Annotated in this window: 12 protein-coding genes; 6 read left to right on the top strand and 6 right to left on the bottom strand. The window is 60.4% G+C overall.

What is annotated here, in order from left to right; all coding sequences use genetic code 11:
* The first annotated feature begins 36 nt into the window (after positions 1–36).
* The 3 genes from RE429_RS27920 to petA all read left to right on the top strand — a co-directional run bounded on the left by RE429_RS27920 (position 37) and on the right by petA (position 1,750).
* Positions 37–180 carry a hypothetical protein gene (locus tag RE429_RS27920; RefSeq protein WP_414474968.1) on the top strand — a complete coding sequence of 48 codons (144 nt, stop codon included), beginning with the start codon at positions 37–39 and terminating at the stop codon, positions 178–180.
* Positions 181–826: 646 nt separating this feature from the next.
* Complete coding sequence (locus RE429_RS27915) at positions 827–1,189, top strand: SPW repeat protein (protein WP_414474967.1); 363 nt, start codon at positions 827–829, stop codon at positions 1,187–1,189.
* Positions 1,190–1,198: 9 nt separating this feature from the next.
* On the top strand, positions 1,199–1,750 hold the full coding sequence (gene petA / locus RE429_RS27910; protein WP_414474966.1) for a ubiquinol-cytochrome c reductase iron-sulfur subunit: 552 nt from the start codon (positions 1,199–1,201) through the stop codon (positions 1,748–1,750).
* 92 nt (positions 1,751–1,842) lie between these two features.
* Here the strand turns inward: petA and RE429_RS27905 are convergent, their stop codons facing one another.
* A complete protein-coding gene (locus RE429_RS27905; RefSeq protein ID WP_414474965.1) occupies positions 1,843–2,577 on the bottom strand; it encodes a DUF1614 domain-containing protein in 735 nt (244 codons plus the stop codon).
* Positions 2,578–2,964: 387 nt separating this feature from the next.
* On the opposite strand from RE429_RS27905, the gene RE429_RS27900 reads away from it, so the two are divergent.
* Positions 2,965–4,311, top strand: coding sequence for an adenylate/guanylate cyclase domain-containing protein (locus RE429_RS27900; RefSeq protein ID WP_414474964.1), 1,347 nt, complete (start codon positions 2,965–2,967; stop codon positions 4,309–4,311).
* Between the two features lie 154 nt (positions 4,312–4,465).
* Here RE429_RS27900 and RE429_RS27895 read toward each other — a convergent pair whose 3' ends face one another.
* Both RE429_RS27895 and RE429_RS27890 read right to left on the bottom strand, forming a co-directional pair.
* Positions 4,466–6,919: a type IA DNA topoisomerase gene (locus tag RE429_RS27895; protein WP_414474963.1), complete on the bottom strand. Its 2,454-nt coding sequence runs from the start codon at positions 6,917–6,919 to the stop codon at positions 4,466–4,468.
* A 688-nt stretch (positions 6,920–7,607) separates the two neighbouring features.
* On the bottom strand, positions 7,608–9,965 hold the full coding sequence (locus RE429_RS27890) for a calcium-binding protein (protein WP_414474962.1): 2,358 nt from the start codon (positions 9,963–9,965) through the stop codon (positions 7,608–7,610).
* A gap of 465 nt (positions 9,966–10,430) precedes the next feature.
* Here RE429_RS27890 and RE429_RS27885 point away from each other — a divergent pair, with 465 nt between their 5' ends.
* On the top strand, positions 10,431–11,432 hold the full coding sequence (locus RE429_RS27885; RefSeq protein WP_414474961.1) for an AraC family transcriptional regulator: 1,002 nt from the start codon (positions 10,431–10,433) through the stop codon (positions 11,430–11,432).
* A gap of 221 nt (positions 11,433–11,653) precedes the next feature.
* Entirely contained in the window at positions 11,654–11,998 is a 345-nt protein-coding gene (locus RE429_RS27880; RefSeq protein WP_414474960.1) for a hypothetical protein, read from the top strand.
* 384 nt (positions 11,999–12,382) lie between these two features.
* On the opposite strand, the gene RE429_RS27875 is transcribed toward RE429_RS27880, so the two are convergent.
* From RE429_RS27875 to RE429_RS27865, 3 genes are all read right to left on the bottom strand, one after another.
* The gene (locus tag RE429_RS27875) at positions 12,383–12,634 is read right to left on the bottom strand and encodes a hypothetical protein (RefSeq protein WP_414474959.1); all 252 of its coding nucleotides are present in this window, start codon (positions 12,632–12,634) and stop codon (positions 12,383–12,385) included.
* Positions 12,635–13,003: 369 nt separating this feature from the next.
* On the bottom strand, positions 13,004–13,882 hold the full coding sequence (locus tag RE429_RS27870; RefSeq protein ID WP_414474958.1) for an aldolase: 879 nt from the start codon (positions 13,880–13,882) through the stop codon (positions 13,004–13,006).
* A 41-nt stretch (positions 13,883–13,923) separates the two neighbouring features.
* Positions 13,924–14,976: a tartrate dehydrogenase gene (locus tag RE429_RS27865; protein ID WP_414474957.1), complete on the bottom strand. Its 1,053-nt coding sequence runs from the start codon at positions 14,974–14,976 to the stop codon at positions 13,924–13,926.
* Positions 14,977–14,980 lie beyond the last annotated feature (4 nt).

Raw genomic sequence — 14,980 nt, 5'->3', positions numbered from 1 at the left:
AACGCCTTCCGTGCCGGGATAAATCAGTGACTTGAGTTGTCCGAAATCCGCCTCCAGCAGCCATTGGCGTCGGGACGCTCCATTGCCGCGATGTTCCCGGTTCCCGCGCAGGGCGAGATTATCGCGTCGAACGGTGCCGTCGCGCTCACCGGGACAGTCGAGAGAGAAGCGGCGATGTGAGGATCCATCATTCTCGATGCTGTCAGTCTCTGTCCTTGAGCCTCTTTTCACGCAAAGCCGGTACCCACTTTTGCGTTCGATGCTCCAGCGTCCAAACGAAGGAACAATCCGACCCTTCCTAATTTGCCTTTAAGTCATCGCACTTACAGTGAGCGTCACGGAGGGGAACCGAACGATTCAAGGAGACCGGCTATGCCTTATCTGAGCCGAAAAGTTCTTCCCGTTACGGCCGCAATCGTCTTGAGCGCTACACCAATGGCCCATGCGGCGCCCCTTCATGTGAACCATCACGTGATGCGCCCACCGATCGATCATCGCATGGAATTTCCTGGAAGGAGGATCAATGGTGGGCCGGAGCTCTGGCCTTCATGTCTCCAAGGCCCGCCTGCGTGCACGGCAGCCGGTTACCCGAACCTGAGCTATGCCCGCAGGATCCACGAGGCTCCATTCTAGGGCGAATGCCTCGCGAGCGCCGGATGCTCCGGGTCGGCGCTGTCTACGCGCCGCTTCGAGGTCATTGAATGAACCGAGATGCAGGAAGAGGGATCGTCGTCGATGTCCTGCCTGACTCTGGATCGGGCCTCTCCCGGGGCTCGTTGTCCCTGAGGGCTGGCATGCTGCCGTACTTTGGAATGGAGATTCAACGATGCTGAAGAATACGTCTCAACTGACGGTCATGAACATCGTCAACGGGCTCCTGGCCATTCTTCTCTTTATCTCACCTTGGATCCTTGGCTTTCGCGAGGTTCAGGCCGCATCCTGGAATGCTTGGGTTTGTGGGGTTCTCATTGCTGCGCTGGCAGTGGCCGCCCTAGGCGCACTGCAGGAGTGGGAGGAATGGGGGAGCGCAGTTGTCGGGCTGTGGACACTGATCGCGCCGTGGGCTCTCGGATTTACCGACGTGCGGAACGCAATGTGGGTCCATATAGGAGTTGGTATCGTCGTCGCGATCATTTCCATCGTCGAAGCCTGGCTTTTGCATGGGAATCTGCCAACTCGAGCCGCATAAGACCGCTCCATGTCGGAGATCCACACGACATCGATAGCGACGCCCACCCGCCGAGACTTTCTGTTCGTGGCAACAGGGGCGGCAGCCGCCGTCGGGACAGCGGCAACAGTCTGGCCGTTTATCTCGTCATTGGCACCTGACGCCTCAACCATTGCAGCCGGCGCGCCCGTCGACGTTGATCTGGCACCCATTGCGATCGGACAGATCGTCAAAGTATTCTGGCGTGGGAAGTTGATCTTCGTGCGTCGTCGCACCGAAAGCGAGATTGCAGAAGCACGCGCGACGCCGCTGTCGGAACTCATCGATCCACAGACCGATCAGGAACGGGTCAAACCCGGTCATGCGGAATGGCTCATCGTATTCGGAAACTGCACGCACCTTGGCTGTGTTCCGCTCGGCCACCAGGGACCATACGATGGCTGGTTCTGTCCGTGCCACGGATCTTTATACGACACTTCCGGCCGCGTCCGGCGCGGCCCCGCTCCGCTCAACCTGCCGATCCCGCCCTATGAATTCCTTTCAGACACCAAGATCCAGATCGGGCAGAATGCGTCAGGTTGAGCAATCCACGATTGTCGATATGAAAGCGTCATGGGCTCGGGCGGGGCTCGGGCGAAGGTCTGATCCCAATTTCGGGCATTGCCCGGACATGATCAGGTCGCTGCGCCAGAATGCCGCCCATCTGGTCCACGTGCGCCCGTGAGACTGGCAAGCAGAACGGCGATCACACCGGTCACGAAAACTCCGTCGAACGTTCCCGCGCCACCGATCGACACGATCGGTGCACCGAGACCTTGGACCTTATCCAGGTTGAGAAGATCCGCGCCGATCAGAGCGCCTAAGCTGCCGCCGATATAGGCAAGCGGGGCCGCATGGCGGCGCGACAGCAACAGTGCGATGATCGCGCTGGAAAGCGCCGGTACGAAGACGGGTAGTGCAATCCCCAGTCCGCGAACGGGCTGCGCGAGCGTGTGACAGACACCTGCGACACCCACGACGCAAATCGCGCCGAGCCACCAGATGCGGTTTCTTGAAGCAAGATAGATGGACGTCAGACCTGGGATCAGCGCGCCCCCGACGTTCACTGCTATGATGGTGCCCGGCCAGTCGACCACGATCGGGACAACGTATTTCATGCCAAAGAAGTCGATCACCTGACCGGACACGACCTGCTGTTCAGGCAGGTGCACGATGGGCAAATTGACATAACTCCCCAGCAGGGATCCCAGAAGCAATAGCCAGGCGGCGCCCGGATGAAGTCCCATCCGTCGGTACGCGAATTGCAGAGCACCGATCTGAACAAGAACGAAAACGAGTGACAGAAGCCCAAAGAGCGAGAGAAAGAATGGGCCGGAGAGGGGTAAATAGTTTGTCTGGCCGATGTGCATCCTACAAGTCTCGTCATACGATACTGTCAAAGATAGTCATGAAGGGCGACAATGTGGCTTTTCACTTCGTGATAGGATCGGCGAACACTGCTGATCAGTCGTTTTACTGAGGCTTGAGTGAAAAATGCGGCACTTCGTTTGAGACTATTTGCGTTTCGTAGCAGACAACCGAACGAGGTCCTCGATCGCATCGTTTCCCCATAAAGGGATCTTAAGTCCTCTGCCGAGCCGGTCCGTGCCGGCCGGAGACATAGCGTTGCGACCTAGTGTCCCGAACTCAGCCACCAAACGCTTTGCGACAGTAATTCGCAACCTCCCGAAGAGGCGACCGCGTTAATCTGCATGAGCGTGACCTCGTCTCGAAAATCCCAGGCTGAGACCGATAGCGTGGCAGCGTCGCTTCTTCCCACAAGCCACGCTGATGGACTGGAAGTCAATGACAGGATTGCGAGTCAACTCCTCTACGAGGTCGAGATCCAGTCCGAATGGATGATTGCCTGGCTTCGGCTGACCGTTGCGCTTCTGCTCGCCTCGTTCCTGGTCGCCAGCTATGTCGCTTTGGGGATCGGTGCAGGCATTCGCGCGCTTCGGCCTCCAGTGCCTTCGCTTTTCATGATCGGCGGCTTCTCCCTGACCTCGCTCGCGGCCCTCACGCTGATCCGGATACAGCGTTACCGTCCGACAATGGGTTGGGCTTTTGCTTCCCTGGATGTCGCCATCACGATCGCGGCGATTGCCGAAGGGGTTCTCCGTAACCGGCTCAGCGGCAATAATATCTTTCTCCTGGCCTCTGCTTGGGCTGCCCCGCTGGTCCTTGCTTTCAATGCCCTGCGCTATCGGCCGGCGATCGTAGCGGGCACGGCAGTATCCTTGATTCTGGGAAGCTTGGCGGTCGCGCTCTGGGCCGGGGTTTCGCTCTCGACCCCTCCTTTGTCGCCCGACTATGCACGTTTCGCGGATCTTCCCGCCAATGCAGTTCGCGCCAGCATCCTCATTCTTGTCGGGCTCTGCCTCACGCTCGTGGTTCAGAGAGAGCGCCGATTGCTCGTGCGCGCCCTGACGGAGCAGCGCGAACGGTCGATCCTGACGCGATTTCTGCCAACCGAAGTCGTTCCGGAACTCACCCGCCCTGAGTCACGTCTTCGTCGCGGCATAAGTCAGCAATGCGCCATCCTGTTCGTCGATCTACGTAATTCGACCCATTTGACCGAGCACATGCTGCCGGAACAGGTCGCGGATTTCCTGACTCGTTTCCGCCGTCGCATCACGCGGGTTGTCCTCGAGCATGGCGGTCTCATCGAAAAATTCGCTGGCGATGGAGCCCTGATCGTCTTCGGCGTGCCCGAGCCACAGCCGGACGACGCCTGCCGGGCACTTGCCTGTGCCAAGAGCCTGGTCAGCGCCATCGCCGAGTGGAACAGGAGCCGTCCTCCAGCGGCGCCGCTGACGGTCGCCATGGGGCTCCACACCGGAGAGTGCTTCTGTGGCGTCGTCGGCGAGGAGGCACGCCTTGAGTTCACCGTGCTCGGGGACGCGGTCAATGTTGCGGCTCGGCTCGAAAGCTTCGCCAAGCACCGCAATGAGATGCTCATCGCCTCCAAGCGAGTCCTGGCAGATGCTCATGAGCCCCTGGACCGGCACACATGGCAACATCTTGGCATCGAATGGCTTCGCGGGCATGAAGCCTCAATCGATGTATACGCATACAGATACGAGGAGCCCGGCAGAGACTGACGGAGAATATAACCGACAGCATCGGACGTGACATCGAACCCGCATCCGATGCCGTCAGTCCATGGTCTTGAAGTCCATGTCCCTGAGCATCTTTTCACGCACAACCGGCTCCCACTTTCGCGCTGATCACTTCGGCGTGCATGGTGGGCGACGTTTATCGCGATGGCTGGGTGGGACCCGTAGGATGCGCTCGTGCGTGGCCTCGGGTCGATCGACCCTTGGATGCGATGGATCGCTTGGTCGCGGGAGTTCCAGCGCGACGCTTGCCAGGGCTATCGCTCGGGGCCGCAGCTGAACGGTTCTTGCGGGTAGCGACCTTACGTCCGTTCTCCGCGTTCGCGGCCGCCTTTGAGGCATGTGCGTCGAGGAAAGCCCTGCAGGCAGAAAAGTCCGTCATGACATCCGGAGGACACTCCAACCCGTGTTCTTCGGTCAGCGCCCGTGCGTAGCGCACCATCGCTTCACTCGGAGGGCGAGGGCCGTTCCGAGATTGCTGCTCTCCCGCCTCGGACGATCGTGCCGGCGCATGCTGGTCGAGAAAGGCGCGGCAGACCGCACCATGACTCTTCAGACCCCGGGGCAGCTTCAATCCCTTGCGGGCCGCAAGGGACGTGGCAAAGGCAACCATAGCCTTGGTCGGCGACTTTCCGGCGGGGGCAGTCCTCGCTGTGACCATTCCCGGATCGACGGCGACGGCCTGGGACGTCGCGATGGCTTCGATCAGCTCCTGCACGCGGGCGCGCGTCCGCTCCTGATAGGATGCGGCTCGACGAATGGCCTCACCCCGGGTCGCTGCACGCCCGATCTCCGCCAAATCGGCCTCGAACATCGCTCGTCCGACCGGATCACCGTAGCTGGGAAAAACGCGGCGAACGGCGGCAATGAATGCAAGTCCGATGTCCGTTACCTGGATCGGAGGATCCTTGCCCTTCAGCAGATCGACATACTGGCTTTTCTGAAGCTTCGGCAGGATTGTGTCACGCGTCGCCGCTGTTCCGAGGCCCTTGGGCTCGTTCGGGTTGACCGGATTTTCCAGAGCCGTCCTGAGAGCAGGGTCTTCCACCTGATCGATGAGGCGGCCCATGACGACCGGCAGTTCGCCCCGGGTGATCCGGCGCGGCGGCTCGGTTTTGGCTGTCTCGATCCGGGCATCGGTCGCCCTTCCGGGCTCGTTGTCGCGGACCGGCGGCAGACGCCCGATGGTCGGCTCCTCGTCGGGCTTGGCTTTGCCGGGAACAGCCTCGGCCTCCTCGTCGGCCTCGGCCCCATAGACGGCGCGCCAGCCCGGTGACTTGATGACGCTGCCGCTGATCGAAAAGCGCTTGGGGCCAAGTGGTGTTGCGACCTGCACGGCGACTGTGGTGCGTGCATCGATACCGTCGGGCAGATGGGCTGCCAGGAAGCTCTTGGCCACCAGCTCCCAGAGGCGAAGATGATCTCCGCTGATGCTGCCGGACTGGGGTGCCTTGCGCAGCGGCACAATGGCGTGGTGCTCGCCGGGATCCTTGACGTAATGGCCCTTGTTGCCCTTGCGGAAGACGAGATTGCTTGCGGCTGGCACCAGGCTCGCAAGCTCGGACAAGACTCCGATGATGCTGTCGATGACCGCGCGGGCATCACCGGTCTGGCTCTCCGGCAGGTGCTCGGACTCGGTGCGGGGATAGGTCAGGTACCCCTGATCGTAGAGGTCCTGGGCGAGTTTGGCCGTATGTTGCGGATCCCAGCCGAACCGCTTGGCGCAGCGGCGGGCAAGAGTATCCTTGGAGAACAGGCGAGGGGGCGACCGGCGCACATCCTTCTGCTCGACCCCTAGCGGCCCCAACCAGGAGGCGGCTGCCTGCCGGATCGCCTCGGCGACCTGCTTGTCGAGGATTTTGTCCTTCGGCGCATGCCATAGGGTCATATCGGCGCCGGTCTCCGTCGTGACGCCCAGAGCGATCTTGAAATAGTCCTGTGGGACGAAGTCCCGGATGCGTTTCTCCAGGTCGGCCAGGATCGCAAGGGTCGGCGTCTGCACGCCGCCAAAGCGCCAGGGTTCCCGGAACGCAGGCGGGCGCAGCCGCAGGGAGATGGCGCGGGTGCCGTTGAGCCCCAGGTGATAGTCTTCATATTGGCGGCAGAGGGCCTCAAGGTAGGCGGCATAGTCCCGTTCGCCGGAATCCGGTTCCTTGGCCATGACCGCAAAGGCTCGCCGGATCGAGACTTCGTCGAGGGCGCCCAGTTTGAGGCGGTCCACGCGGCCTCTGTATCCGAGATGCTCAAGCACCTCCCAGGCGATCATCGAGCCTTCCCGGCCCGGATCGGTGGCGATGATCACCCGTTCCACGCCCTGAAGAGCCTGCTTGATCGCCTCGACCTTCGGCTTGTGCGACTGGCCCGAGCGGCCCGTGCCGTAGGTGACCGGAATGCGCTCGAGCATGATCGGGAGCGTGTCGAAACGCCATGACTTCCATTCACCCCGCACATTCCCGGGCTCCTCGGCCGCCAGGAGGTGCCCCTCGGCCGAGACGCAGATCGTACTGGGCGATTTGAAGAACCGCTGCAGTTGACGCATGGCCGAGGGCTTCTCGAAGAAGAACAGCGTGCGCGATGCCGAGTGAGCAGTCATGAGCCACGTGGCCTTGATTGGAACGAAGAGAGAACATTATCTCGAGAGCTGGAGCCGGTCAATGACCGCAGATGCCGTGGCGACATGGTCGCGGATCCCTTTCCAGACAAAGGCGACGCCGCCATATCAGTGCTCGGGCGGAGCTAGCGACCCACTGTACCTTGGGAAACCGAGGGAAAAACCGCTGCCGGGGGCTCTGATCCGCGGTGTTCTAGACTCCACTGCGGATCAACCCTTGACAAAGCCCATACGAGCGCGATGCCAGGAGAATGTTCCTGCATTCGAGTGACAGCGGGAGATTGTGGGTGTCGTTCGCCTGCTGCTCGCGCATCATATGCGCCAGGGTGCCCGCACCGGTCGAACGGCTCGAGTGGGAGCGGCGCGTCATCAACGGTTTAGCGATGGATGGCGGCGTGGAGGACGAAGACGCCGCGTTCAGTCACTGTCTCTTGCAGCTGTCGAAGGATCGAGGTCGTAAACCAAATATCAGGAGACGCAGGGCGCTATCACGGATCGATCAAGATGCTCGCCCTCGAACACGCCAACCTCTGCCTCTGACCCGACGTCACGGTTGCGCAAACGCCAAAACAATCCGTTTGCGGCGGAGCCCGATGAAACCTGCCGATCTTACGTTTCTTCGGCTCTCCCCGATCGAGATCGGGGAGAGCAAGGCTAAAGTCGCGAGATCTCAGACGACGAAGAAATCGTGGTAACTGAGTGTGGTCTTGTTGCTGATGATGGCAATCTTCACCTGCGCCGACGAGCCGGTGCCGTCCGGATCGTAGTAGAGCGAACCCGTCTTCTTGTCGTATATGATCCGGTCCTCCTTGTCCTGAGCCTTGGTGCCGACCACGAACATGTCCGAGTTGAACATCTTTGGGCTGGAGGCGGAACCCGATCCCAGCTTGGTGAAGTACTTGTTATCGAGCCAGATCGCGTCATCGGACGACTTGAAGTCAAGGATCTTGTCCACGTTCGTGCTCGCGTTCGGCTTGCTGTCGAACACGAACGTGTCCTTGCCCGCTCCGCCCTTCAGCACGTCGTTGCCTAACCCTCCGTAGAGTTTGTTGGCACCGGCATTGCCGGTGATCGTGTTGGCATAGTTGTTGCCGGTGAGGGAGATCGAAGACTTGCCCGTGGCGATGATCTTCTCGATCTCGTAACTCGATCCGCTGATGAAGCTCACGCTGGTGTAGACGGTGTCCGTCCCGCCTTTGGCAGTCTCCACCACCTTGTCGCCGGCGTTGTCGACGTAAAAGATGTCATTTCCCGCGCCTCCGTACATCGTGTCCGCACCGGCCCCACCGTCGATCACGTCGTTGCCGCCTTCACCTTTCAGCGTGTTCCGGCCGGCATTGCCTGTGATCTTGTTGGATATATTGCTGCCGGTCAGGCTGAGATTTGCCGTGCCGGCCGCTGCCGTGATGTTCTCCACATGCACATACGACATCAGCGAAAAATTCACGCTGGCCACGATGGTATCGGTTCCGTTTCCAGCGGTCTCGACAACTTTGTCGCCGCTCTCGGTAACGTAGTAGGTATCGTTGCCGGCTCCGCCATCCATGGTGTCGGCGCCGGCGCCGCCGAAAAGGGCATCGTCGCCGCTCAAACCCCAGAGATAGTTGTCGCCGGCATCGCCGATGAGCGTATCGTTGTAGGCTGAGCCCATGGCATTCTCGATGCTGTCGTAGACATCACCGGCCGCATGCCCCCCGGAACCCTGCTTGGTCGCGAGGTTCACGGTAACGCCGACATTCGACGTCTCGTAGGACACCGTGTCGGTACCGACCCCGCCATTCATCTGGTCGGTACCTTTCCCGCCGATGAGCTTGTCGTTGCCCGCAGCGCCGTTCAGGACATTGCCGTCGTAGTCAGTACCGGCATAGACGTCCCGGCCGGCAGTGCCGTTCACGGTGACGGCTGCCGTCCGCGGATCGACAATTGTCATCTTGATGTCGCTTTGACCCACGGTCGAGTCGACCCAGCTTACGGCGAGCCGGCCATCGGCCATCTCCATGATCCGGGGTTCGCCTTGCCCGCCTTTTCCGCTCAGGTTGAGGGTCTGAACATCACCGTTCGGGCTGGCGACCTTCAAGACGGTCCAATCGTACCAACCATTGCCTGACGTGTTGGGACCAGCGCCGGCATAGGCAACGGCAATCCGGCCGCCGCTCAGCGCCGTGACGCTCATGAAGTCGTTCTCGTTCCAGGCGCCGTCAGTGAGCATGACCGGCTGGGTGCCTGGAAGGACGTTCCCGTCCTGGTCATAGAAGCTGGCGTATAGGAACTTGCTGTTGACGATATGCCGGACGACGGCGAACTGACCGTTGAGATCCCCGCCAGCATTCTTCAGTCCCACCACCTCGGATACCGTGCCGGGCCCAGCCAACTTGGACAATCCTACGCTTGTCGGCTGAGCTTGGGAGGTGTCGATGATCTGGTACATCACGTTGTCGCCCTTCACATAAGAGACGACATACTTGTTCTGTCCGATCCGGGTGGTCTCCGGAGATCTCACGTTTGAGCCGCTATCGATGCTGTCGACAGCGGTGACCTTTGCGCCATTCGCATCCAGTACTGCGAAGACGACATTCGTCCCTTGCATGTAAGTGGCGACGTATCCGTTGTCGTGCGATGTCATCGACGAGTTCGAGACGCTGCTGGTCGAGAATGCCGATCCAACGGTGTGAACGGCCCCGCCGGTCAAGTTGCCATTGGCGTCGGGCGTGAACACGCGCGTCTTGAGGTCGTAATTGGGATGCGCGGCCGTGACATTCCATGTGACGGCGAACCCCCCGTCATTGCCGACGGCCTGGATGTCAAGGTAGTTCTGCGACGATGCCGCGCCAGCCTGGTCAACATAATAGACTGTGCCGGTGGTATCCCCCGAGCCGTCGAAGACCTTGAGCTTTAGGGCATTGCCCTCACGCCATCCGATGACATAGCCCCCGTTCGGCAGCGTGGCCAGCGCCGGACGGTATACGGAGTTTCCGCCATCCTCCCCCAACCGCACCGGTGTTTCGGTCTTCCAAATCGATAGTTTCACTCTTCTTCCTCCAAATATTCGACAGGTTGCTTTGAAGAAAAGTCACGAATACAGGCTCGGTGGTCCCAATCCTGTCTGTGACTTTAGGTAAAGGTTTAGTAAGTCGTAAGGGAAAGCGGTGTGATTTACCGCACGTGGCCAAGCTTATGTCCCGGGACGCTCACGGAAGTACATGCGCCCAGAAGTTGAATTATTTCCATGGGCGACATTTCGAGTTATCTCGGGGATGACGATAGAGATGCTAGACTCAACCTTGGCAGGTGGCGTCTAACAGCTTTGACTGTTATTACCTGTCGTTAGGGCAGTCTTGGCGTAGAACGAACTCGACATTGGACGGTGGCGAACTCCCGCCTCGAGCAAGTCCAGAGGCAGTTCCGACTGCGACGGTCGGTGCGCTTCGTCACATAGGAGGACAGTCCAGAAGGGCTAAGCGTACCTACGTGCGCCACTGGGAAATGCAACGGAATGACGATCAGGGTTGAAACCGGCAATCTTCCAACCCCGGCGGAGCAGTTTTCCTATTGGCGAGAAGTCGTCTGTGAGACGTGGTTCGGGCTGTGGGCCGAACGGCGCGACGCCAGTCCATTCGATGCCATGGTCACAATGCACAATGTGGGCGGCGTGCAGATGGCATTCGCACAACTCCCGGAGCACCAACTGGGCCGCAGTTCTCCTGGGGTCGCGCGCGCGCCGCAGGCCGCCTATTGTCTGCACCAGATTCACGAAGGCCGGGTGCGCGGTTGTTATCACGGCACCGAGTACGAAGCAGGGCCCGGCGATCTGCTGCTGTTCGACACGACAGAAACATGCGAAGGATTTACGATCGAAGCTCGTCTCAAAACGACCATCCTTCACCTTCCGCATGCTTTCCTGGTCTCGCATTTGGGCGCAGCCGTTCGGCCCCCCGTTCGGCTCGATGGGGGTGAGGGCGGCGGCGCCCTTCTTGCCGGCTATTTGACGTCATTGTCACATGCGGCTCCTACTCTGCCACCAGGAACAGCCGATAAGGCCAGCAGCGTCTTATGCGATCTCATCGCAGTCGCATTCAAATGCTCCTCTGTCGCGATGGAGAACGCCCAAAGCAGTATCCGGCAAGCGCGATTGGAGACGGCTCAAGCGTTCATGACAACCAATCTGGCGGATCCAGTGCTCGGTATCGGCAAGGTTGCTCGACATCTCGGCGTATCGGAACGCTATGTCCAAAAGCTTTTCGAGGGAACAGGACGGACATTCAGCGAGACACTTCTTGATGCGCGTCTGGAGGCCTGCGCACGGGCCCTCCACAGCCGCAAGGAGGAGCATCGGACCATTGCTGATCTCGCCTTCAAGTACGGCTTCAGTGATCTATCATGGTTCTACAGGCGCTATCGTGCCCGATGGGGGGAGACACCAGGCGACACCCGGGCCCGAGTGAGGAAGGGCGGGTGCGTGTCCCACCCGCGCCCTCCATGCACAAACCGACCTTAAAGACTGACCGCGAGGGCATGGCATCTCACAGCGCGGACGTGAAATCGAACTCACATCCGACGCTGTCAGTCTATGCTCTTGAGCATCCACCCGGACGACCCGCCCGCGCTGCCGCGGGATCGTCCGATGTGCGAGGATGCAGTCATCTATTATTTCCGTGCCAACGAGGTCATCTATAACGATGTACAAGTAACCAAGCGAACGACCTGGGATGCGCTAAGATGACCGACCTTCACCAGCAGATTGCCGATATCGAGGCTGAGATCGACATCCTGTCCGACGCGGCGCAGCAGTGTCGGAAGAGCATGGCCGTGGCGAAGGCGGCTATTGGACTAGGTGTCCTTCTGCTCGTGGCGGCTTCCCTGGGGCTAATCCGGTCAGATGCGATCATTCTCGTGCTCGGAATCACCGCTACGCTGGCCGGAATAGTTTTCTACGGATCGAGCCGAAGCAGCCTTCAGGAAATCGCCGTGAAAATTCGAGCCCATGAAGTGCGTCGAGCCGCAATGATCGACAGGATGGATCTTCGGACGGTGTCCGACGAAATCCGGCCTCATGCCGAATAACGATGGCCTTGCAAACCGTTTGGCGCCCACCCACGTCAAAAGGGTAGGAGACCGGCCATGCTGAAGCGACTATCCGCCCTTGCACTCCCGACGATCATCACATGGGGCATTATCCTGTCCGTCGGCGTGATGGCTTCAGGCCCAGCGCTTGCGAACAAGATCATCGGAAACGGATAAGCTCCAGCCGTTTTCGAGTTGGTGGCCTCGTGGGGCAGGGGGCGCGCTGTGCACCCGGGCATAGGCCGGTCAGCGGCGCCCCGAACGTTCTACCAAAACGATCTATAGAGAGATGGGCTGGAAGCGGAAGCTATTCCTCTCCCGCCGAACTCTGCGCATTGCGCCTGTCAGGAGCCTGTGGAATCGAATGACTTCCCAGACCCCCGCTCAGGCCCGCGCTCGTGCCGCCAATGTTCTGCGCCACTCCAGGGCAGCGTTGTTGCGCCAGGTAATGAAGGCCCGGAAAACATAACCCGCCATGATCAATCCCGTACCGGCCCGCCACCATCTCATTTCCCAATACGGGTCGAGATCCAGCCAGCTCATGAGATCGCGAAACGGCTCCTCAGCGAAGATGAGGAGGAGGTATGACGTGAAAAACACGGCACTTGCAGTCAGTCCTGCTGCAACGTATTTCATCTCGCCCTTATCCCTCTCCACGCCAGGACAACGTGGCTTACGTTGCAACGGCCGGACTATGATCGCCTCGGCATGGTTAACGAACCCTTGCGCGGGGCGCAATTTGCTTCAGGGAAGAGGAGCCTCAATCACTGACCAGGTTCTCGATGCTCCAGCGCATCGTGCGAAAAAGCGGACCCGGTTTTCCGCACTGAACGATGCGCTCTTTAAGGAGTGGAACATCGGATTGGACCCCAATAGTGGGTCCACTTCCCGTGTCCGATACTCTAGAGCCTTTTCCGCAAAAGTGGATGCCGGTTTTGCGAAGAAAAGGCGTCTTTCTCAAACAACAGGAGCCTTTTCCATGAACCGAAGTTCATGGAAAAGGCTCTATGCCGAAACAACTCGGTCAACCACGTCCACCAGCTTCTGGAGACGGGGTACTGCGTCAACTTTGAGCGCGTTCTTCATATCGGGGTTGCCGATGACATTGCGCCACACGGCGCGGCCCGCCAGGAAGCCGCTGGCGCCTTCACGGCAGGCCCATTCGACTGCGAGCGGAAACTTGTCGGGGGTCACGCCGGACGACAGAACAACCCATGGCGAGGCAATGAGGCTGGTCAGTTTGGCGCAGGCGCTCCGGATCTCAGTCTCCGTGCCTGTTCCACCATAGGGAACCTCCGCCTTATAAAGATCGGCGCCACGGCCACCCAGCTCCCGTGCGGCCTCGAAGATGCCGTCCATCAGGTCATAGGAGCGTCCATCGCGTGCCTTTCGCGACACGGGCTCGACGACGCTGATCAGGCCCGCCTTGCGGCACCGGGCAACGAACCGGTCGACCATCGCAATGCGCGTCTCGGCCGGCTCATCGGGACGCCAGACGACCAGAAGCTTCATGGCCACACCGCCATCGGCCTTGACCTGCTCGGGATCGACGGTTTCGTCGATCTCGACGTCGGCAACGATTTCGTCGCCCTTCGAGAAGAACAGGTCGCCCGCGGCGATCAGCCCGCAGCTCGGTGCGACAACCTTCTCGTCGATGGCGCGGCGCCATGCGAACTGAGGGTCGATGAGCACCGCGGAGGCATAAGGCGTCAGAGCCTTCAGGGCTTCCAGCTTGAACTCCGTCAGCTGACGGTCCTCGACGGGAGCGCTCTGCTTTTCCGCGAACATGGCCCGCATCGACTCGCGCTGGTCGATAGCCAGCATGGCGAAACCGCCTGACGGGCGAGCGAGTCTGGACAGGTCGGTGGCTTCAACAACGGTCATTTCTAAGCTCCTGATTGTAGGGTTGAGGTTCGGCGCATCGATCACGACAGGTCGGATGCAATGGCGCGAGCAATATCGATCGTTCCGGCGGTTCCGCCCTGATCCGGGCTGCGCATGGCGCCGTTGCGAGTGAAACGGGACATGGCGTCGACAATGGACGTGGCGGCCGCTTCTTCGCCGAGATGGTCGAGCATGAGGGCGCCGGACCAGATCGTCGCGAGCGGGTTGGCGCTCCCACGGCCTGCGATGTCGGGAGCCGAGCCGTGCACGGGCTCGAACATGGATGGCACGCCGCCCGAGGGGTTGATGTTGGCGGAGGGCGCGAATCCGAGCCCGCCCTGAATGGCGGCTCCGATATCCGTGAGAATGTCGCCGAACAGGTTCGACGCGACGACCACATCGAGACTGTCAGGCTGCATGACGAATCGAGCCGCAATCGCATCGATATGGTAATGCGTGACGGCGACATCCGGATAATCGGCCGCAACGAGATCCGTGACCTCGTCCCAGAACACCATGGAGTGCTTCTGCGCGTTCGACTTCGTGACCGATGCGAGCTTGCCTTTGCGGCGGCGCGCCTGTTCGAATCCATAGCGGAGCACGCGCTCCACGCCCTTGCGCGTGAAAACGGATGTTTCCACGGCGACCTCGTCGGGGGTGCCGACGTGAATGCGCCCTCCGGCCCCGCTATACTCTCCTTCGGTGTTCTCCCGAATGCAGAGGATATCGAAATTCTCGGCCCGCAGCGGCCCGACGACCCCGTCGAGCAGGCGATGCGGGCGAGCATTGACATAAAGATCGAAGGCCTTGCGGATCGGCAGAAGCAGGCCGTGCAGGGACACCGAGTCCGGAACGCGTTGCGGCCACCCCACGGCGCCGAGCAAGATGGAATCGAAACGGCGCAAGGTCTCGATCCCGTCCTCCGGCATCATTCGACCGTGTTCCAGATAATAATCGCAGGACCACGGAAAGGTCGTTGCAGCGAGGGAAAAGCCGTAGCGCTCGGCGGCGGCTTCCAGAACCATCCAGCCGGCCTCGATCACTTCCGTGCCGATTCCATCGCCGGGGATGACGGCGATCTTATAAGTCTTCATCTCA

The organism is Microvirga sp. M2, from assembly GCF_047497095.1.
Classification (GTDB): Bacteria; Pseudomonadota; Alphaproteobacteria; order Rhizobiales; family Beijerinckiaceae; genus Microvirga.
This window is presented reverse-complemented; position numbering and strand designations above follow the sequence as displayed.

What these genes read in the sequence shown, in the direction of transcription:
- RE429_RS27915 (WP_414474967.1), top strand. Translation starts at nt 827, where the DNA reads ATGCTGAAGAATACGTCTCAACTGACGGTCATGAACATCGTCAACGGG.
- petA (WP_414474966.1), top strand. Translation starts at nt 1,199, where the DNA reads ATGTCGGAGATCCACACGACATCGATAGCGACGCCCACCCGCCGAGAC.
- RE429_RS27905 (WP_414474965.1), bottom strand. Translation starts at nt 2,577, where the DNA reads ATGCACATCGGCCAGACAAACTATTTACCCCTCTCCGGCCCATTCTTT.
- RE429_RS27895 (WP_414474963.1), bottom strand. Translation starts at nt 6,919, where the DNA reads ATGACTGCTCACTCGGCATCGCGCACGCTGTTCTTCTTCGAGAAGCCC.
- RE429_RS27885 (WP_414474961.1), top strand. Translation starts at nt 10,431, where the DNA reads ATGACGATCAGGGTTGAAACCGGCAATCTTCCAACCCCGGCGGAGCAG.
- RE429_RS27880 (WP_414474960.1), top strand. Translation starts at nt 11,654, where the DNA reads ATGACCGACCTTCACCAGCAGATTGCCGATATCGAGGCTGAGATCGAC.
- RE429_RS27875 (WP_414474959.1), bottom strand. Translation starts at nt 12,634, where the DNA reads ATGAAATACGTTGCAGCAGGACTGACTGCAAGTGCCGTGTTTTTCACG.
- RE429_RS27870 (WP_414474958.1), bottom strand. Translation starts at nt 13,882, where the DNA reads ATGACCGTTGTTGAAGCCACCGACCTGTCCAGACTCGCTCGCCCGTCA.
- RE429_RS27865 (WP_414474957.1), bottom strand. Translation starts at nt 14,976, where the DNA reads ATGAAGACTTATAAGATCGCCGTCATCCCCGGCGATGGAATCGGCACG.